Source organism: Streptomyces sp. NPDC028635 (assembly GCF_040637635.1).
GTDB lineage: Bacteria > Actinomycetota > Actinomycetes > Streptomycetales > Streptomycetaceae > Streptomyces.
Window position 1 is genome coordinate 240,570 of the sequence record NZ_JBEZWX010000004.1, and the last position, 18,556, is coordinate 259,125.

Annotated in this window: 15 protein-coding genes and 1 riboswitch; of the genes, 5 read left to right on the forward strand and 10 right to left on the reverse strand. The window is 72.9% G+C overall.

All coding sequences use genetic code 11. The features are described 5' to 3' along the window. Positions 1-120: 120 nt before the first annotated feature. Together AB0E88_RS06775 and AB0E88_RS06780 are read left to right on the forward strand one after the other, a co-directional pair. Complete coding sequence (locus AB0E88_RS06775; protein WP_361624944.1) at positions 121-1,359, forward strand: MFS transporter; 1,239 nt, start codon at positions 121-123, stop codon at positions 1,357-1,359. Next, complete coding sequence (locus AB0E88_RS06780; RefSeq protein ID WP_361624947.1) at positions 1,319-2,638, forward strand: D-arabinono-1,4-lactone oxidase; 1,320 nt, start codon at positions 1,319-1,321, stop codon at positions 2,636-2,638. Before AB0E88_RS06775 ends, AB0E88_RS06780 begins: the two co-directional genes overlap by 41 nt. On the opposite strand, the gene AB0E88_RS06785 is transcribed toward AB0E88_RS06780, so the two are convergent. Next, positions 2,562-3,317: a hypothetical protein gene (locus AB0E88_RS06785; RefSeq protein WP_361624950.1), complete on the reverse strand. Its 756-nt coding sequence runs from the start codon at positions 3,315-3,317 to the stop codon at positions 2,562-2,564. The two genes, AB0E88_RS06780 and AB0E88_RS06785, sit on opposite strands and share 77 nt — an antisense overlap. A 488-nt stretch (positions 3,318-3,805) precedes the next feature. Between AB0E88_RS06785 and sepH the strand changes: the two genes are divergently transcribed. Then, a complete protein-coding gene (gene sepH / locus AB0E88_RS06790; RefSeq protein WP_361624953.1) occupies positions 3,806-4,864 on the forward strand; it encodes a septation protein SepH in 1,059 nt (352 codons plus the stop codon). A gap of 385 nt (positions 4,865-5,249) precedes the next feature. On the opposite strand, the gene AB0E88_RS06795 is transcribed toward sepH, so the two are convergent. Next, the gene (locus tag AB0E88_RS06795; RefSeq protein ID WP_361624956.1) at positions 5,250-6,101 is read right to left on the reverse strand and encodes a sulfurtransferase; all 852 of its coding nucleotides are present in this window, start codon (positions 6,099-6,101) and stop codon (positions 5,250-5,252) included. Positions 6,102-6,394: 293 nt separating this feature from the next. Between AB0E88_RS06795 and AB0E88_RS06800 the strand changes: the two genes are divergently transcribed. Next, positions 6,395-7,210: a VOC family protein gene (locus AB0E88_RS06800; RefSeq protein ID WP_361624959.1), complete on the forward strand. Its 816-nt coding sequence runs from the start codon at positions 6,395-6,397 to the stop codon at positions 7,208-7,210. Between the two features lie 137 nt (positions 7,211-7,347). On the opposite strand, the gene AB0E88_RS06805 is transcribed toward AB0E88_RS06800, so the two are convergent. The 4 genes from AB0E88_RS06805 to AB0E88_RS06820 all read right to left on the reverse strand — a co-directional run bounded on the left by AB0E88_RS06805 (position 7,348) and on the right by AB0E88_RS06820 (position 13,032). Beyond that, positions 7,348-7,998: a thymidine kinase gene (locus AB0E88_RS06805; RefSeq protein ID WP_361624962.1), complete on the reverse strand. Its 651-nt coding sequence runs from the start codon at positions 7,996-7,998 to the stop codon at positions 7,348-7,350. A 44-nt stretch (positions 7,999-8,042) separates the two neighbouring features. Then, positions 8,043-9,233, reverse strand: a complete 1,191-nt coding sequence (locus tag AB0E88_RS06810; RefSeq protein ID WP_361624965.1) for a nucleotide pyrophosphatase/phosphodiesterase family protein — start codon at positions 9,231-9,233, stop codon at positions 8,043-8,045. Then, on the reverse strand, positions 9,233-9,820 hold the full coding sequence (locus AB0E88_RS06815) for a DUF5998 family protein (RefSeq protein WP_361624968.1): 588 nt from the start codon (positions 9,818-9,820) through the stop codon (positions 9,233-9,235). The genes AB0E88_RS06810 and AB0E88_RS06815 overlap by 1 nt, the downstream gene beginning before the upstream one ends. 278 nt (positions 9,821-10,098) lie before the next feature. Continuing rightward, positions 10,099-13,032 carry a GNAT family N-acetyltransferase gene (locus tag AB0E88_RS06820; protein ID WP_361624971.1) on the reverse strand — a complete coding sequence of 978 codons (2,934 nt, stop codon included), beginning with the start codon at positions 13,030-13,032 and terminating at the stop codon, positions 10,099-10,101. Positions 13,033-13,211: 179 nt separating this feature from the next. Here AB0E88_RS06820 and AB0E88_RS06825 point away from each other — a divergent pair, with 179 nt between their 5' ends. Then, positions 13,212-13,493, forward strand: coding sequence for an HPr family phosphocarrier protein (locus AB0E88_RS06825; protein WP_030235221.1), 282 nt, complete (start codon positions 13,212-13,214; stop codon positions 13,491-13,493). Between the two features lie 207 nt (positions 13,494-13,700). Here the strand turns inward: AB0E88_RS06825 and AB0E88_RS06830 are convergent, their stop codons facing one another. From AB0E88_RS06830 to AB0E88_RS06845, 4 genes are all read right to left on the reverse strand, one after another. Beyond that, entirely contained in the window at positions 13,701-14,393 is a 693-nt protein-coding gene (locus AB0E88_RS06830) for a GntR family transcriptional regulator (RefSeq protein ID WP_361624975.1), read from the reverse strand. 214 nt (positions 14,394-14,607) lie between these two features. After that, a complete protein-coding gene (locus tag AB0E88_RS06835) occupies positions 14,608-15,351 on the reverse strand; it encodes a M23 family metallopeptidase (protein ID WP_361624978.1) in 744 nt (247 codons plus the stop codon). Between the two features lie 12 nt (positions 15,352-15,363). After that, positions 15,364-15,517: riboswitch (cyclic di-AMP (ydaO/yuaA leader) on the reverse strand. A gap of 235 nt (positions 15,518-15,752) precedes the next feature. Continuing rightward, the gene (locus AB0E88_RS06840) at positions 15,753-17,141 is read right to left on the reverse strand and encodes a pitrilysin family protein (RefSeq protein WP_361624981.1); all 1,389 of its coding nucleotides are present in this window, start codon (positions 17,139-17,141) and stop codon (positions 15,753-15,755) included. Further along, positions 17,138-18,532 carry a pitrilysin family protein gene (locus AB0E88_RS06845; protein WP_361624984.1) on the reverse strand — a complete coding sequence of 465 codons (1,395 nt, stop codon included), beginning with the start codon at positions 18,530-18,532 and terminating at the stop codon, positions 17,138-17,140. The genes AB0E88_RS06840 and AB0E88_RS06845 overlap by 4 nt, the downstream gene beginning before the upstream one ends. Positions 18,533-18,556: the final 24 nt, after the last annotated feature.

Here is an 18,556-nt window from a genome sequence, read left to right on the forward strand (position 1 = left end):
TTACTCGTGTGCGTTAGGGCGCCCTAACTCGTAAGCTGTAGCGGCTGCCCTCGCACCTTACGGAGGCGCCACCCACTCACACGGCCCCTCCCCTGGCCGTACCGGACCTGCGGAGACCACGTGCCCAGCCCCTACCGCGCCCTGTTCGCCGCCCCCGGCTCCAAGGGTTTCTCCGCCGCGGGCTTCCTCGGCCGTATGCCGCTGTCGATGATGGGCATCGGCGTCGTCACGATGATCTCGCAGCTCACCGGGCGCTACGGCCTCGCGGGCGGACTGTCGGCGACGATCGCGCTGGCGGCCGCGGCGCTGGGCCCGCAGATCTCACGGCTGGTCGACCAGTACGGGCAGCGCAGGGTGCTGCGTCCGGCGACGCTGGTCACGCTCGTCGCGGCGGCCGGGCTGCTGCTGACCGCCCACTTCCGCTGGCCGGAGTGGCTGCTGTTCGTGTGCGCGGTGGGCATCGGCACCGTGCCGAGCCTCGGCGCGATGATCCGGGCCCGCTGGGCCGAGCTGTACCGGGGCACCGAGAAGCTGCACACCGCGTACTCCTTCGAGTCCGTGGTGGACGAGGTGTGCTTCATCTTCGGGCCGATCATCTCCATCGGCCTGTCCACGGCCTGGTTCCCGGAGGCGGGGCCGCTGCTCGCCGCGGGCTTTCTCGCCGTGGGTGTCTTCTGGCTGACCGCGCAGCGGGCGACCGAGCCGGCGCCGCACCCGCGCGAGCAGCACGGTGGCGGCTCGGCGCTGCGCGCGAAGGGGCTGCAGGTGCTGGTGGCGACCTTCGTGGCCACCGGCACGATCTTCGGTTCGGTCGACGTCGTCACGGTGGCCTTCGCCGACGAGCAGGGCCACAAGAGCGCGGCGAGCGTCGTCCTGGCGCTGTACGCGGCCGGGTCGTGCGTCGCCGGGATCGTGTTCGGTCTGCTGCGCTTCACCGGGTCGCCCGCCCGCCGCTGGCTGCTGGGCGTGTGCGCCATGGGCGTGAGTATGATCCCCCTCCTACTGGTCGGGAACCTGCCGTTTCTGGCCGCGGCGCTCTTCCTTGCGGGCCTGTCCATCGCTCCGACGATGATCACGACGATGGCCCTCATCGAGGAGCACGTACCTCGCGCGCACCTGACCGAGGGCATGACCTGGGTGAGCACCGGGCTCGCGGTCGGGGTCGCGCTCGGCTCCTCGGTGGCCGGCTGGGTGATCGACTCGGCCGGCGCGCGTGCCGGGTACGGGGTTCCGGCGGTGTCCGGAGCGGTCGCGGTGGCGGTCGGTTTCCTCGGGTACCGCCGGCTCAGCAGGCCGGTTCCGCGTCGGGGAGGCACCGTTGAGCAGCACAGCGAGCGGGAAGAACGGCACGTGGCGTAACTGGGGCGGCAATGTCTCGGCCCGGCCCGCGCGGGAGGTCACGCCCGCCTCCGTGGACGAGCTGGCCGCCGCGGTGCGGCAAGCCGGCGAGGACGGTCTGACGGTGAAGGCCGTCGGTACCGGCCACTCCTTCACGTCGATCGCGGCGACCGACGGCGTCTTGATACGCCCTCAACTGTTGACCGGTATACGCACCATCGACCGTGAGGCCGGGACCGTCACGGTGGAGGCGGGCACCCCGCTCAAGAGACTCAACATGGCTCTGGCGCGCGAGGGTCTGTCGCTCACCAACATGGGCGACATCATGGAGCAGACCGTCTCCGGCGCGACCAGCACCGGCACGCACGGCACGGGGCGCGACTCCGCGTCGATCGCCGCGCAGATCAAGGGGCTGGAGCTGGTGACGGCCGACGGCTCGGTGCTCACCTGCTCCGAGAAGGAGAACCCGGAGGTCTTCGCCGCCGCCCGGATCGGGCTCGGCGCCCTGGGGGTCGTCACCGCGATCACCTTCGCGGTCGAGCCGGTCTTCCTGCTCACCGCGCGCGAGGAGCCGATGCCGCTGGAGCGGGTGCTCGCCGAGTTCGACGAACTGTGGGCCGAGAACGAGCACTTCGAGTTCTACTGGTTCCCGCACACCGGCAGCACCAACACCAAGCGCAACAACCGCAGCGCGGGTCCGGCCCGGCCGGTGAGCCCGGTCAAGGGCTGGATCGAGGACGAGTTCCTCTCCAACGGCGTGTTCCAGGTGGCCAACTGGGTCGGCCGGGCGGCGCCCGCCGCGATCCCGGCGATCGCGCAGATCTCCAGCAAGGCCCTGTCCGCGCGGACCTACACCGACATCCCCTACAAGGTCTTCACCTCGCCCCGCCGGGTGCGGTTCGTGGAGATGGAGTACGCCGTTCCGCGCGCGGCCCTGACCACGACGCTGCGCGAGCTGAAGGCCATGGTGGACCGTTCGGGTGTGCGTGTCAGCTTCCCCGTCGAGGTGCGCACCGCCCCGGCCGACGACATCACCCTCTCCACCGCCTCCGGCCGCGACAGCGCCTACATTGCCGTGCACATGTTCCGGGGCACGCCCTACCAGCGGTACTTCACGGAGGCCGAGCGGATCTTCACCGCGCACGAGGGCCGGCCGCACTGGGGCAAGGTGCACACCCGGGACGCCGCGTACTTCTCCGAGGTCTACCCGCGCTTCGCCGAGTTCACGGCGCTGCGGGACCGGTTGGATCCGCAGCGGCGCTTCCAGAACGGCTATCTGCGCCGGGTGCTGGGGGCGTAGGAGCGGTCGCGGACGCGCCGGGCGTGCCGCTGACGCCGGGCGAGCCGTCGCCGGTGGCATCGCCGCCGGGGGTCGGCGTCGGCGTCGCACCGGGGGTCGCTCCCGATGCCGTACCGCCGGACGCGGAGGGCGTCCCGCTCGGCGCGGTGCCGCCGTCCGCCGACGGCGCCCCCGAGGGCGAGCGGTCGCCGTCGTCCCCGGGGCCGGAGGACGGGGGCCGGGTGGCGGGCGAGGAGGCGCTGCGGCCGGTGAACGCGTGACTGACGGTCGTGCCCTTGCCGCCGCTGAAGCTGCTGCCGGAGACAAGTTCGAAGGTGGTGACACCGGCCATCGTCACGCCGAAGACCACCGCCGCCGCGACGAGCGGCCGTCGCCAGCTCTTGACCCGGGCGCGGTAGACCGTGCCGTGGGTGTACTCGCCGGGCCCGGGCGGCCGGCCCTGCTCCTTGGTGCGGCCCGGCACCGTGACCGTGCGCAACTGCTCGCCGGTCTGCTTGAAGAAGTGCTGGAAGACCGTGCCGCCGCAGGTGGCGATGATGCTGACCACCCCGGCGCCGAGGATCGTGCCGTAGACGCCGAAGGAGGAGGCGAGTTTGGCCGCCACCACAGCTGCCACGGCGCTGCCCGCCACCTGAGGGAGACTCAGGTCGATGCGCTTCTTGTCCTGCCCCTGCGTCACCTGTGCGTTCCCTCTCATTCCGGTACGTGATCGACTTTTCCCACTTGATCAACCAACTGCACGAGAAAGGGACGTACGAACGAAACCAATAGTTCCGTTTCTGCTGATTGCGTGAAGTACGCCACGTTCAAGATCGCGAAAACCGGTTAACAGACGGCCAAGTCCCACCTCTTGCCAGAAGTTGAGCGGCGCGCCAATCCACGCACGTGGCCCGAATGGAGTACTGTTGCGAGCCCTGGGTCCGGTCTCCCGCCAGGATGTCCGGGGCCCTGCTGGACCGCCGGGAGGGGGGCTTGTCGCACAGGGTGACGGAGTTGGTCACTTAGCGTGGCGAATAGGTAACCGTGCCATAACGGCGATCCAGGGCCCGTGCCCGACACGCCGGGCAACTCGGCAAGGTTGTGGCAGGCTGCACCCGGGCAGGCCACACTCGACTAGCGGAAGCAGCGACGCACGTGACGTCGGCAGGCACCACCCGGGAGGTCCCCATGCCCGAACTGCGTGTCGTGGCCGTCTCCAATGACGGCACACGGCTGGTGCTGAAGGCTGCGGACAGCACGGAGTACACGCTTCCGATCGACGAACGGCTCCGCGCCGCCGTGCGCGGCGACCGTCCCCGCCTCGGCCAGATCGAGATCGAGGTGGAGAGCCATCTCCGCCCCCGTGACATCCAGGCGCGTATACGCGCAGGCGCGACCGCCGAAGAGGTCGCGCAGATGGCCGGCATCCCCGTCGACCGCGTACGCCGCTTCGAGGGTCCCGTCCTCGCCGAGCGCGCCTTCATGGCCGAGCGGGCACGCAAGACCCCCGTCCGCCGTCCCGGCGAGAACGCCGGGCCGCTGCTCGGCGAGGCCGTGCAGGAGCGGCTGCTGCTGCGCGGCGCCGAGAAGGACACCGTGCAGTGGGACTCCTGGCGCCGCGACGACGGCACGTGGGAGGTGCTGCTGGTCTACCGGGTGGCCGGCGAACCGCACTCGGCGAGCTGGACGTACGACCCGCCGCGGCGGCTCGTGCAGGCCGTCGACGACGAGGCCCGCTCGCTCATCGGCGAGTCCGACGACCTCGCACCGCCGGAGCCCAGCTTCCCCTTCGTGCCCCGCATCGCGCGGCTGCCACGCGACCGTCCGCTGGACCGCGCACTGGACCGTTCGCTCGACCGGGAGCGGCCGAGCCTGCCCGCGCAGGCGTCGGAGCCCGCGGAGGAGAGCACCGGCGAGCGCGACTCGCTGACCAGTCTGCTGGAGGCCGTACCGAGCTTCCGGGGCGATCTGGTGGTGCCGGAGCGCTCGCCGTCCACGGAGCCGGACGACGACGAGCCGGACGCCGAGCCCGCGGCGGAGGAACCGCCCGCACCCGCCGCCTCGGCCGGTGCCGGGTCCGCCTACGCGGACGTGCTCATGCCCCGCTCGGTCGGCAGCCACCGGGACCGCCTGATCGGCGCGACCGACCGCCAGGCCGAGGCCGACGGCGTCCGCCCCGGCCGCCGCGCCGCGGTGCCGAGCTGGGACGAGATCGTCTTCGGCACCCGACGCAAGAAGCAGGAGTAGCAGGCGGGAGCCGGCTGCGTCCCCGCCCAGGACGCGGCCGCCACGCCCGGGCGTACGGCGGCGTCCAGGCGCACGCCGCAGGGCGCACGGGCTCCGGTACGACGCCGGTCGCGCGGGCGTCTCAGGCCGTACGGTCCCCGGGCTGAACCCGCTCGGCCGGTACGCACGAGGTGCGCGCGTGGGCCGACACGCCCTCAGGCGCGCGTGAAGACTCCCGGCAGGGCAACGCTCACGCACCCCGCGTCAGCGCTCCACGCGCGCGTGCGGCGGATCAGGCTTGCGCGCGCGCACGTGCGTGCGGCGCGTCATGCTCCACGCGCGTGTGCGTGCCTGCCGTCCCGCGGGCGAGCCGGGGCGGAGGTCCTCCGCCCCGGACGCCATGGGATCACCGCGGGTCCGGTCCCACGGCCACCGGCCGGCCGGGGTCCGACGACCACTCCGACCACGAACCGACGTACAGGGCCGCCGGGATGCCCGCCACGGCCAGCGCCAGCACCTCGTGCGCCGCGGAGACACCCGAGCCGCAGTAGACCCCGACCTCGGTGTCGTCGGCGGCTCCGAGGGCCTTGAAGCGCGCGTTGAGCTCCTCCGCGGGCAGGAAGCGGCCGTCGGGGCCGACGTTGTCCGTCGTCGGCGCGGAGACCGCGCCGGGGATGTGGCCGCCGACCCGGTCGATGGGCTCCACCTCGCCCCGGTACCGCTCCCCCGCCCGGGCGTCCAACAGCAGGCCGGAGCGGGCGAGCGCGGCCGCCTCGTCCGCGTCCAGACGCCGCACGGCTCCGGGAACCGGCCGGAAGTCGCCCTCCGGGGGCTGCGGCACCGTCGTCTCCAGCTCGCCCTGCCATGCCGTCAACCCACCGTCCAGGACCCTCACATTTGGGTGACCCGTGTAGCGCAGCAGCCACCACGCGCGTGCCGCCGCCCAGCCCTGCCCGCCGTCGTACGCGACCACGGGCCGCGACGCCGACACGCCGGCCCGGCGCATCGCCGAACCGAAGACGTCGAGGTCGGGCAGCGGATGGCGGCCGGCGGGGCCGGGCGTGGCGGCCAACTCACCGTCGAGGTCGACGAAGACGGCTCCGGGGATGTGTCCGTCCTGGTACTCGGCGCGGCCGTCGAACGGCGGTTCGCCGGCCGCCGTGGCCAGGCTCAGCTGCCAGCGGACGTCCAGCAGGACCGGCGGGTTCTCGCCGGTCAGCTCACCGGCGAGATCGGATGCGGAGATGATGGCGTTCATGACCCCCATCCTTGCGCACGGGGTGGCCGCGTCGTCCCGGTCCGGCTACTCTGCTCGGCCGGACAGGCTCGGTCACCATGCGTACGGGATCGAGCACATGCCGTACCATCCATCGACACCCGCCGCCGGTACACCGCGACGCGCGGGACACCGCGCTCCGGGCACAGCCCGACGTACCGACCGCCCCGTACCGCGCGTGGCGGGCCCGGTCCGCGGCTGGTGTGCGTATCCCGCACTCGTCCGGTGAGCGGAATTGGACACGGCCACCGCGAGGGGCCGAGAAGAGAGTGACGATGACCGAGGCAGGCGGGTCGGCCGACCGGAACGGTGCGGCGCACGCTCGGTACGCGCCGGGAACACCCTGCTGGGTGAGTCTGATGGTGCACGGGGTGACCGCGACCCAGGAGTTCTACTCGGAGCTGTTCGGCTGGGAGTTCCAGCCCGGTCCGCAGCAACTCGGCCCGTACGTGCGGGCCCTCCTCGACGGCCGTGAGGTGGCCGGCATCGGACAGCTGCCGCCCGACCGTCATCTGCCCATCGCCTGGACGCCCTACCTGGCCTCCGACGACGTGGACGTCAGCGCCGAGACGGCCCGGCTGTGCGGCGGCACCATCGGCGTCGGCCCGCTCGACGCGGCCGAGGCGGGCCGGCTGGCGATCGGCTCCGATCCGTCCGGCGCGGTGTTCGGCATCTGGCAGGCCTCGGCCCATCTCGGCACCGGCCTCACCGGCGTACCCGGCACGCCCGTCTGGAACGAGCTGGTGACCTTCGAGACCGAGACCATCGCCAAGTTCTACGAGACGGTGTTCGGCTACGAGGAGGAGCCTCGGGTCTCCGCCGACGAGGACCGTGTGGTCCTGCGGGTCGGCGGGCGGCCGGTCGCCGGAATCCGCGGGGTGGGTCACGCGCTGCCGCGCGAGCGGGGCCCGCACTGGATGACGTACTTCCAGGTGGCCGACGCGGACGCGGCCCTCGCCCGGGTCACCGAACTGGGCGGCCAGGTCCTCGGCGCGGTGCGCAGCAGTCCGTTCGGGCGCATGGCGCAGGTGTCCGACCCCGAGGGGGCGCGCTTCTCACTGCTCCAGCCGCCGGACGGGGAGCCCGCGTGACGCACCGCGGCTCGGGCGGACCCGCGTGTCCCAGGCAGGCCGCGTGGCCGGGCAGGAGCGAACGGCCGGCTCGGGCCGGAGCGAACCGCCTGCTCGGGCGGAGCGAAGGCCGGCTCGGGCAGGAGCGGGCAGCGAGGTCAGGCGGGTGAGACCGGAAGGACGTCCGGGGACAGGGCCGCCGCGTGGGCCGTCGCAGCCGTCATACGGCGGCGGTGGTGACGGCGGCACAGCACCTCGTAACCCACCTCGTCCGCCGAGCGGTTGACGTCGCCGACGACGACCTGGGCGCCCTCGACGACCATCACGCCGCCCACCGTGCGCGCGTTGTGCGTGGCGCGGGCGCCGCACCAGCACAGGGCTTCCACCTGGAGCACCTCCACCCGGTCGGCCAGCTCCACGAGCCGCTGCGAGCCGGGGAAGAGTTTGGAGCGGAAGTCCGTGGTGATGCCGAAGGCGTACACGTCGAGCTCCAGGTCGTCGACGACACGCGCGAGCTGGTCGATCTGCTCGGGCGCGAGGAACTGCGCCTCGTCCGCGATCACGTAGTCCGCGCGCCCGCCGTGCGAGAGGTGGTCGACGACATAGGCGTACAGGTCCATGCCGTCCGCGACCTCCACCGCGTCCGTGACCAGGCCGAGCCGGGAGGACAGTTTGCCCTCGCCGGCCCGGTCGTCGCGGGTGAAGATCATGCCCACCAGGCCGCGGGCGGAACGGTTGTGCTCGATCTGCAGAGCCAGCGTCGACTTCCCGCAGTCCATCGTTCCGGAGAAGAACACCAGCTCGGGCATGGGGGGATGAGCACCTTTCGGCGGGAGAGGGGACCAGTGGGGCTTCAGGAGCGTACTTCGAGCAGCGGGACCAGCTGCTCGGCAGGGGTCATAGAGCCGTGGTTGCCGACCATCGCCGACTCGTTGGGCTCCCGCTCGGAGGCGATGAGCAGCACGTCGTCGTGCGCGGCCGCGACGACGTCGCCGATGCGCCCGTAGACCCGGTCGTCGATGTGCGGGCCGAACCAGCCGGCCGCGATCGCCTCGTCCCGGGACGCCACCCAGAACCGGTCGCCGAGCACCTCGCGCCAGCAGGTGAGCACGTCGTCCTCGGCGCCGGAGACCGCGTAGACGTGCCGGGCGCGGCCCTCGCCGCCGAGCAGGGCGACGCCGGCGCGCAGCTCCCAGTCCTCGTCGAAGTCGATGCGGTGGTCCTCGTCGAAGGCGATGTCGACCATGCCGTGGTCGGCCGTGATGTACAGCGCGCTGCGCGGCGGCAGCTGCTCGGCCAGCCGCTGGGCCAGCCGGTCGACGTACATCAGCTGGCCGCGCCAGGTGTCGGAGGCGACGCCGTAGCGGTGGCCGGAGCCGTCCAGCTCGGCGTAGTACGTGTAGACCAGGGAGCGGTCGGCGGCGGCCAGTTGCTCGGCGGCCAGGTCCATGCGCTCCTCGCCGGTGAGCCGTCCGTGGAACGTTCCGCCGCTGAGGGCGACCTTGGTCAGCGGGGTGTTCTGGAAGGTGGGCGACGACACCTGGGCGGCGTGCACGCCGGCCTGCTGGGCCAGCTGGAAGACCGTCGGGTGCGGCTGCCAGGCGCGCGGGTCGGTCCACGGGTTCCAGCGCAGCTGGTTCATCAGCTCACCGGTGGCCGGGTTGCGGGCGGTGTAGCCGGGCAGGCCGTGCCGTCCCGGGGGCAGGCCGGTGCCGACGGAGGCGAGGGACACGGCGGTGGTGGCCGGGTAGCCCGCGGTGATGGGGCGGCCGGTGCCACCGCGCGAGGCCGCCATCAGGGAGGTGAGGAAGGGTGCCTCGTCCGGGTGGGCCCGCAGCTGCTCCCAGCCGAGGCCGTCGATCAGGAAGACGCAGTTGCGGTCGGCCGCGGTCAGCTCCTCGATGACGGCGGTCATGCCGGGCACGCCCATGCCGGCGGCGAGGGTGGGGAGCACGTCGGCCAGGGAACCGCTGCCGTACTCGGGGACGGGAGCGGAGGCGAGGGCGAGGGGTTCCGGGTGCGGTTCCCAGGCGATGTGGACCATCAGCGGGTGATGTCCGCCGTGGCCTCGGAGATCGCCTGGGCGAAGGCGAGCGCCTGGCGGACGGTCTCCGGGCCGTCGCCCGCCTCGCTGACGCGCAGGCTCAGGTCGTCCGCGGTCGAGCTGCCGGTGTAGCCGTGGTCGGCGTCGCAGTTGGGGTCGCCGCAGGCGGCGGGCTCCAGGTCGATGCGGGAGACGGCGCCCCAGCCGATGGTCAGCACCACCTCGCGGGGCAGCGTGCCCGGGGTGTACGACTCGGGGTTCGCGACGACGCGGCTGACCACGACCGACGAGATCCGGTCGATCTTGACGGACTCCGTGGACGTGGTGGCGTACGGCGTCGGGGAGGTGCTGTCGGCGCTCTGCTCGTCGGTGTGGCTGACGAGGAAGCGGGTGCCGGTGAGGACGAGCACGGTCACGTGCCGCCGCACCTCGTTCTGGTCGAAGGTGGTCTCCTGGTGGACCAGGTACGACCGGATGGGCTCGCCGCCCACGGCGGCCTCCACCGCCTCGGCCACGAGGGCCGGGTAGTAGCCGCTGCGCTCGATCGCCGCACGCAGCCCCTGGGTCGTCGTACTGGTCTTGGCCATGGGCCCCATCCTACGGGGGACCACTGACTGCGAGGGACCCGTCACGGGGTCCCGGTGGCCCGGGCAGGGGACTTGCGGGAGCTGCGACGCCCGCGGACGGGGGTGGGGGCCGGTCGTCGGTACGCCGGGAGCGCGCGTGGCCGGGCCGTCGGTGTACGCCGGAGGCTGCGGGGCGGGGCGATCAATGGGCCGGCGGGTGCGGAGGCGGCCGGGGCCGCCGGGTACGCCGGAGGGGGCCGGGGCCGGGGTTGTCGGTGCGCCGGAGGGGGCCGGGGTCGTCAGTACGCCGGGAGGGTGCGGGGGCCGAGGTCGTCGCGGGCGGGGGGCGGTGCCAGCCGTACGGAGGCGCCGAGCACGCTCAGGCCGTGCGGGGCGACCACGACGGGTTCCAGGGTGACGGCGACGACCTCGGGGTGGTCGTCGACCAGCCGGGAGACCCGCAGCAGCAGCTCCTCGAGGGCGGGGGTGTCCACCGGCGTGGAGCCGCGCCAGCCGAACAGCAGCGGGGCCGTGCGGATCGAGCGGACCAGGGAGGTCGCGTCCCGGTCGGTGACCGGTATGAGCCGGTGCGCCATGTCGCCGAGCAGCTGGGAGGCCGCCCCGGCGAGACCGAAGGAGAGCACGGCACCGGCGGCCGGGTCGATGACCGCCCGTACGACGGTGTCGACGCCGCGCGGCGCCATGCCCTGCACGACCGGCCGCAGCTCCTCCGGCTTGCCGAAGAGGTCGGTCAATTCGGCGTACGCCCGGCGCAGTTGCTCCTCGTCGGCCAGGTCGAGGCGTACGCCGCCCAGGTCGGCGCGGTGCCTGAGGTGCGGGGCGGTGGCCTTGAGGGCGACCGGGTAGCCGAGGGCACGGGCGGCATCCGCGGCGTCCTCGGGGGTGGGCGCGGGCAGGGCGCGGCGGACGTGGACGCCGTACCGGCCGAGCAGTTCGCAGGTGTCCTCGGTGGACAGGGTGAGGCCCTGTCCACGCGCGAGCAGGGCGTCGATCTTGCGGGCGGCGCCCTTGACGTCGATGTCGTCGTACTCGGGGACCTTGCCGGGGTCGGCGGCCTCGCGCCGCCACTGGGCGTACCGGACGGCCTCGGAGAGCGCCCGCACGGCCCGCTCGGCGGCGGGATAGGCCGGGATGAGGTGCGTGCCTTCGGGGGCGTCGGCGGGAGCCGGGGACTCAGTGGGGGCGGAGGCCTCGGCGGGGGCGGGGGCTATGCCGGAGGGTGCCGTGCCGGCCGGCGGGGCGGATGGGTGTGTGGTCCCCGGGCCGGTCGGCGCAGGCGCGTCTCCTGCGGTCGACGAGCCCTGTGTGTCGTCGCCCCGGCCCGGCGGGAGCGGCACGCGCGTGTCCGGCTGCGGCGCCGTGCTCGCCGCCGCCGACAGGGCCTCGGCGAGGCCGCCCAGCTCGACGTGCACCACCAGCACCGGCTTGCCCGGTACGGCGGCCGCCGCCGAGCGCAGCGCCCGCGCCAGCTCGGCATCGTCCGGTGAGCCCTCACCGATCGCCGGGATGGCGGTCACGACGACGGCGTCACAGGTGTCGTCGGCGAGCGACCGGGCCAGGGCCGCGCGGAAGTCCTCCGCGGAGGCGGCGGTGGTGAGGTCCAGCGGGCGGTGCGGGCGCAGCCCGGCGGCCAGGCACTGGTCGTACGTCAGCACTCCGAGGGACTCGGAGTTGCCGAGGATCGCCACGCGCGGGCCGGCGGGCAGCGGCTGGCGGGCCAGCAGCAGACCGGCGTCGACCAGTTCGGTGATCGTGTCGACGCGGATCACGCCGGCCTGGCGCAGCAGCGCGGACACCGTGGCGTGCGGCAGGCGTGTCGCCCGTACGGCGTGTCCCTGCGGCGCGGCGCCCTGGACGACGACCAGCGGCTTCGCGGCCGCGGTGCGCCGGGCGAGGCGGGTGAACTTGCGGGGGTTGCCGATCGACTCCAGGTACATCAGGGCGACGTCGGTGTCCGGGTCCTCGTACCAGTACTGCAGGACGTCGTTGCCGGAGACGTCCGCACGGTTGCCGGAGGAGACGAACGTCGAGACGCCCGTGACGCCTGTCACGCCGCCGCCGCGCCGGTGCAGCCGGGAGAGCAGGGCGATGCCGATGGCGCCGGACTGCGCGAACAGGCCGATCCGGCCGGGGCGCGGCATCTCGGGCGCCAGGGAGGCGTTCAGCCGGATGTCCGCCGAGGTGTTGATGACGCCGAAGGCGTTGGGGCCGATGATCCGCATGCCGTAGCTGCGGGCCTGGCGGACCAGTTCGCGCTGGCGCTCGCGTCCGTCGGGGCCGCTCTCGGCGTACCCGGCGGAGATCACGACGAGGCCCTGCACGCCGTGCTCGCCGCACTCGGCGACGACCTGGGGCACGTGGTCGGCGGGCACGGCGACGACCGCGAGGTCGACCGGGCCCTCGATCTCCGTGACGGAGCGGTGGGCGGGGACTCCGTCGAGTTCGGTGACGTCGGCTTCGAAGGCGCGGTTCACGGCGTGCAGGCGGCCGGTGTAGCCGGCCTCGCGGAGGTTGGCGAGGATGCTGCGGCCGACGCCGCCGGGGGTGCGGCCGACGCCGACGACGGCGACCGAGCCGGGCATCAGCAGCCGCTGGACCGAACGGCCCTCGGCGCGCTGTTCGCGCGCGTACTGCACGGCGAGGGAGCGCTCGGTGGGCTCCAGGTCGAACTCCAGGCGCACCACGCCGTCCTCGAAGCTGCGCTTCTGGGTGTACCCGGCGTCAGTGAACACCTTGATCATCTTGTTGTTGGCGGGCAGCACCTCGGCGGCGAAGCGGCGGATGCCGCGCTCGCGGGCGACGGCGCCGATGTGTTCGAGCAGTGCGGAGGCGACCCCGCGGCCCTGGTGGGCGTCCTGGACGAGGAAGGCGACCTCGGCCTCGTCGGCGGGTACGGACGCGGGCATTCCGTTCGGGCCGATCCGGTCGTAGCGTACGGTTGCGATGAACTCGCCGCCGATCGTGGCCGCGAGTCCCACCCTGTCCACAAAGTCGTGGTGTGTGAAGCGGTGGACGTCCTTCGCGGACAGACGCGGGTAGGGGGCGAAGAAGCGGTAGTACTTCGACTCGTCCGACACCTGCTCGTAGAAGCTGACCAAGCGGTCCGCGTCATCGACGGTGATGGGGCGGATCCGCGCGGTGCCGCCGTCGCGCAGCACCACGTCGGCCTCCCAGTGGGCGGGGTACTCCTGCCTGTCCGACGCGCTCTGCATGGGGCCCAGAGTACGGCTCGCGTACGACAACGGCGCGGGGCACTCTGTGGAGGACGGATGCCGGGTCGAGGCCGAGGCCCGGTGATCGCGTCCGAAGGGGTCGCAGGACCTCTTCGGGCATGCTTCACCATATGGGAAACTGGTCTAGACAACCCTGAGAAACTGAAGGGCAGCAACACATGGCTGAGCGCCGCGTCAACGTCGGCTGGGCCGAGGGCCTCCATGCCCGCCCCGCCTCCATCTTCGTCCGAGCCGCCACGGCCGCAGGCGTCCCGGTGACGATCGCCAAGGCCGGCGGCACCCCGGTCAACGCGGCCTCCATGCTGGCCGTCCTCGGCCTGGGCGCCCAGGGCGGCGAGGAGATCGTGCTCGCCTCCGACGCCGAGGGCGCGGACGCCGCCCTGGACCGTCTGGCGAAGCTGGTCTCCGAGGGCCTCGAGGAGCTCCCCGAGACCGTCTGAGTCACGCCTGACCGTCCGAGTCACGCACAAAGAAGCCGCGTCGGCCTTTCGAGGCCGACGCGGCCTTCTTTTCACCCCCGGCGAGACTTGGCGAACAGGAGGCGCAGGAAAACAGAAGGCGGAGGAAATAGGAGGCGCCCGGGAAAGAAAAGGAGGGCAGCCCTTTCAGCGGGCGAGTACTCCCTCTCTTTGTATACGGCGCTCACGTTAATTCCGCAGGCTCCACGTGTTTACGGGATGTTGCGAACTCCTCACCGGCTCGGGCCGCTCACCGCCGAAGGAGCGCAGCCGGTGCGCGGCGGTGGAGCGCTCGGCGTGCAGGGCCGCCACGGCCCGTGCCCGCTCAGCGTCGCCGCGTGCGACCGCGTCCGCGAGCGCGCCGTGCTCGGCCCAGGACCGCACGGGGTCGGCCGACGGCTCCACGGCGTACATCCAGGCGATCTTGTGGCGCAGCTGGGTGAGCGTGGCGGTGAGCGCCTGGCTCCCGCACGCCTGCACGAGCGTCTCGTGGAACCAGCCGCCCAGGGAGCGCAGCTCGTCGCCGGTGCCGCGCCTGGCCCGCTCCTGGCCGAGCCGCACCAGGCCGCGCAGCACCTTCAGGTGCGCCTCGGAGCGCCGCTGGGCGGCGCGCGCCGCCCCGAGGGGCTCCAGCAGCATCCGCATCTCCAGCAGGTCGGCCGCCTCCTGCTCGGTGGGCTCGGCCACGCACGCGCCCGCGTGCCGTCGCGTCACGACGAAGCCCTCGGCCTCCAGGGTGCGCAGCGCTTCCCGCACCGGCACCCGGGAGACTCCGTAGCGGCGGGCGAGGAGTTCCTCGGTGAGCCGGCTGCCGCGTTCATGGACACCGGCGACGATGTCGTCCCGGATCGCCGTGCACACCGAGTGCGCCGGAATTCGCATGTCCGACCTCCGCCTTGATCCCCGTGAAACGCCGACGATGGACGCGTGTTCCGTGACTCTATTCCAAGGGGGCGGAATTTCCGACGGCGAGCCGGATTCCATGGATATTTTTTGGTCACCTGCCGGTTTTCTCCCGGGGACGAGGAGCCGGGAAACGCCGAAAGCCCCGGCGCGGTGCGCCGGGGCTTCCTGGGGCTGATGCCGTGCTGGTGCGTCAGACGTTCACGCCGTGCGCGCGCAGATAGGCGACCGGGTCCATGTCGGAGCCGTACTCGGGGCTGGTGCGCGCCTCGAAGTGCAGGTGCGGCCCGGTGGTGTTGCCGGTGTCGCCGGACAGACCGATCTGCTGGCCGGTGACGACCTGCTGGCCCACGACGACGCCGATCGACGACAGGTGCCCGTACTGGGTGTACGTGCCGTCGTGCATGCGGATGACGATCTGGTTGCCGTAGGCGCCGCCCCAGCCGGTCTCGACGACGGTGCCGTAGCCCACCGCGTGCACCGTGGTGCCGGTGGCGGCGTGGAAGTCGATGCCGGTGTGGTGGCCGGAGGACCACAGGGAGCTGCTGGCCTCGTAGCCGGTGGAGACGTAGGAGTGAGCGATCGGGGCCGTGAAGCTGTTCAGGCGCTTGCGCTCGGCCTCCCGGGCGGCACGCTCCCTGGCCTCGTGGGCCCGCGCGGCGGCGGCCTCACGGGCGGCCTGCTCGATGGCCGCCTGCTCGGCGGCCTGCTTCTGGGCCTCGGCCTGGGCGTCGATCTGCGCGGCGACCGCGTCGTCGACGCTGATGACGGGGAGCAGACCGGTGTGCTCGGCGGAGGTGTCGGCGGCGAGGGCGGGGGCCGCGAGGGTGCCGATGACGCCGGTGGTGGTGAGCGCGGCGATACCCGCGGCCTGCGCGGTGGTGCGCTTCATCCGGCTGGGACGACGGTGCTTCCCGGTGGCGCTGACGAACGCCATGTGGTGGCTTGTCCTTTCCTTCCCTCTCGCCTACCGGGTTAGCTGACGGGTTCGGAGCAGGAAGGTCTCCTACGGGCACCCTCGCGGGCGCCCGATTCACCCCAGGGACGTGTGGGTCCCCGGCTCCCCTGGCTCGCGCCGTACGGGGACTCGGCGATGACTGTCCGGTGCCGCGGGTGCGGCGCACTGCCTGACGAACAGCCCGGACGAAGCTACGGTGATCGACCTTCAGTCCTCAAACGAATCAGGGGTTTTGTAAGCCATCCCACAGGCCAGACAGGCAACCTCCGCCCCAATTCGGGCATATGGGGGATGCCGCGCCTTGGATCATAAACAGGCCGGCAGGCACGGCAAGGGCCCTGGTGCTCCGTCAGACACCAGGGCCCCACGCGCGTGTGCGGCTACTCCGCGCTCACCACGGTGACATCGCCGATACCGAGGGCCTCGACGGGCTCCTTGATCTGCGCGGCGTCACCGACGAGGACGGTCACCAGCCGGTCCACCGGGAAGGCGTTCACGACCGCCGCCGTGGCCTCCACCGTGCCGGTCGCGGCGAGCTGCCGGTACAGCGTGGCCTGGTAGTCGTCGGGCAGGTGCTGCTCGACCTGGTCGGCGAGCGTGCCCGCGACGGCGGCGGCGGTCTCGTACTTCAGCGGGGCCACCCCGACGAGGTTCTGCACGGCGACATCGCGCTCGGTCTCGGTCAGGCCGCCCTCCGCCAGGGTGCGCAGCACCTTGAAGAGGTCGTCCAGCGCCGGGCCGGTGTTCGGCGTGTCCACGGAGCCGCTGATGGCGAGCATCGCCGCGCCCGTGCCGTCGGGGGCGGAGCGCAGCACCTGGCTGAAGGCGCGCACGCCGTAGGTGTAGCCCTTCTCCTCGCGCAGGACCCGGTCCAGGCGGGAGGTGAGGGTGCCGCCCAGGCAGTAGGTGCCGAGCACCTGCGCGGGCCATACGCGGTCGTGCCGGTCGGGGCCGATCCGGCCGATGAGCAGCTGCGTCTGGACGGCGCCCGGGCGGTCGACGATGACGACCCGGCCGGTGTCGTCGGCGGTCACCGCCGGCACGGGGCGCGGCTCGGTGCGCGAGCCGGTCCAGGCGCCCAGGGTGTCGCCGAGGAGGTCGTCGAGGTCGAGGCCGGTCAGGTCACCGACGACCACCGCGGTGGCGGTGGCGGGGCGCACGTGCCGCTCGTAGAAGGCGCGCACGGCGGCCGCGTCGACGGCCGCGACGGTCTCCTCGGTGCCCTGGCGGGGGCGCGACATGCGCGAGGACGCCGGGAAGAGCTGCTTGGACAGCTCCTTGGCCGCGCGGCGGGCGGGGCTGGCCAGCTCGTGCGGGATCTCGTCCAGGCGGTTGCGCACCAGCCGTTCGATCTCGCTGTCGGCGAACGCGGGGGCCCTCAGGGCGTCGGCGATCAGGCCGAGGCCCTTGGCCAGCCGGGAGGCGGGGACCTCCAGGCTGAGGCGGACACCCGGGTGGTCGGCGTGCGCGTCGAGGGTGGCGCCGGCCCGCTCCAGCTCGGCGGCGAACTCCTCCGCGGAGTGCTTGTCGGTGCCTTCGGAGAAGGCGCGCGCCATGATCGTGGCGACGCCGTCCAGGCCCGCCGGTTCGGCGTCCAGGGGGGCGTCCAGGAGCACCTCCACGGCGACGACCTGCTGGCCGGGGCGGTGGCAGCGCAGCACCGTCAGGCCGTTGCCGAGCGTGCCGCGCTCGGGAGCCGGGAACGCCCACGGCTTGGCCTCGCCCGCCTGGGGCTGGGGGTGGAAGTCCATCGTGGCGAGCTCGGTCACTTGGCCGTCTCCTCGTTGTCGTTGCCGGCCTCTACGGTCGCTTCCTGCTCCGGGTCCTCGGGCACGTCTGCGGCCGGTGCGGCCTCCGGGGTCTTCGGCTCGTACACGAGCACCGCGCGGTTGTCGGGCCGCAGGCGGGCCTTGGCGACCTCCTGCACCTCCTCGGGCGTCACCTCGAGCACGCGCTGGACGGCGGTCAGGGCGAGCTGCGGGTCGCCGAACAGGACCGCGTAGCGGCACAGTTCGTCGGCGCGGCCCGCTACGGTGCCGAGCCGGTCCAGCCACTCGCGCTCCAACTGCGCCTGGGCGCGTTCCATCTCCTCGGCCGTGGGGCCCTCCGCGGCGAACCGGGCGAGCTCCTCGTCGATGGCGGCCTCGATGACCGGCACCTCGACGTCACCGGACGTCTTCACGTCCAGCCAGCCCAGGGAGGGCGCCCCGGCCAGCCGGAGCAGTCCGAAGCCGGCCGCGACGGCCGTGCGGTCGCGGCGCACCAGCCGGTTGTACAGGCGGGAGGACTCGCCGCCGCCGAGGATCGTCAGCGCGAGGTCCGCCGCGTCGCACGCGCGTGTGCCGTCGTGCGGCAGCCGGTAGGCGCCCATCAGGGCGCGCGCCGGGACCTCCTCGCGGACGACCTCACGCAGCTGGCTGCCGATGACGTCGGGCAGCGTGCCGTCACGCGGCTCGGGCTTGCCGTCGTGGGAGGCGATGGAGCCGAAGTACTTCTCGACCCAGGCGAGGGTCTGCTCCGGGTCGATGTCGCCGACGATGGACAGGACCGCGTTGTTCGGCGCGTAGTAGGTGCGGAAGAACTGGCGGGCGTCCTCGAGGGTGGCCGCGTCCAGGTCCGCCATGGAGCCGATCGGCGTGTGGTGGTAGGGGTGGCCCTCGGGGTAGGCGAGGGCGGTCAGCCGCTCGAAGGCGGTGCCGTAGGGGACGTTGTCGTAGCGCTGGCGGCGCTCGTTCTTGACGACGTCGCGCTGGTTCTCCATGGACTCGTCGTCCAGGGCGGCCAGCAGGGAGCCCATGCGGTCGGCCTCCAGCCAGAGCGCGAGCTCCAGCTGGTGGGCGGGCATGGTCTCGAAGTAGTTGGTCCGCTCGAAGCTGGTGGTGCCGTTCAGCGACCCGCCGGCGCCCTGCACCAGCTCGAAGTGACCGTTGCCCTTCACCTGGGCGGAGCCCTGGAACATCAGGTGCTCGAAGAGGTGAGCCAGACCCGTACGCCCCTTGACTTCGTGGCGCGAGCCGACGTCGTACCAGAGGCACACCGCCGCGACCGGGGTCAGGTGATCCTCGGAGAGCACCACGCGCAGGCCGTTGGCCAGGCGGTGCTCGGTTGCTGTCAGTCCGCCGGAGCCTGCCTCGGCTGTGGCCGTGTGACCCATGGGCATGTACGTCCCTTCGATCGCGGAAGC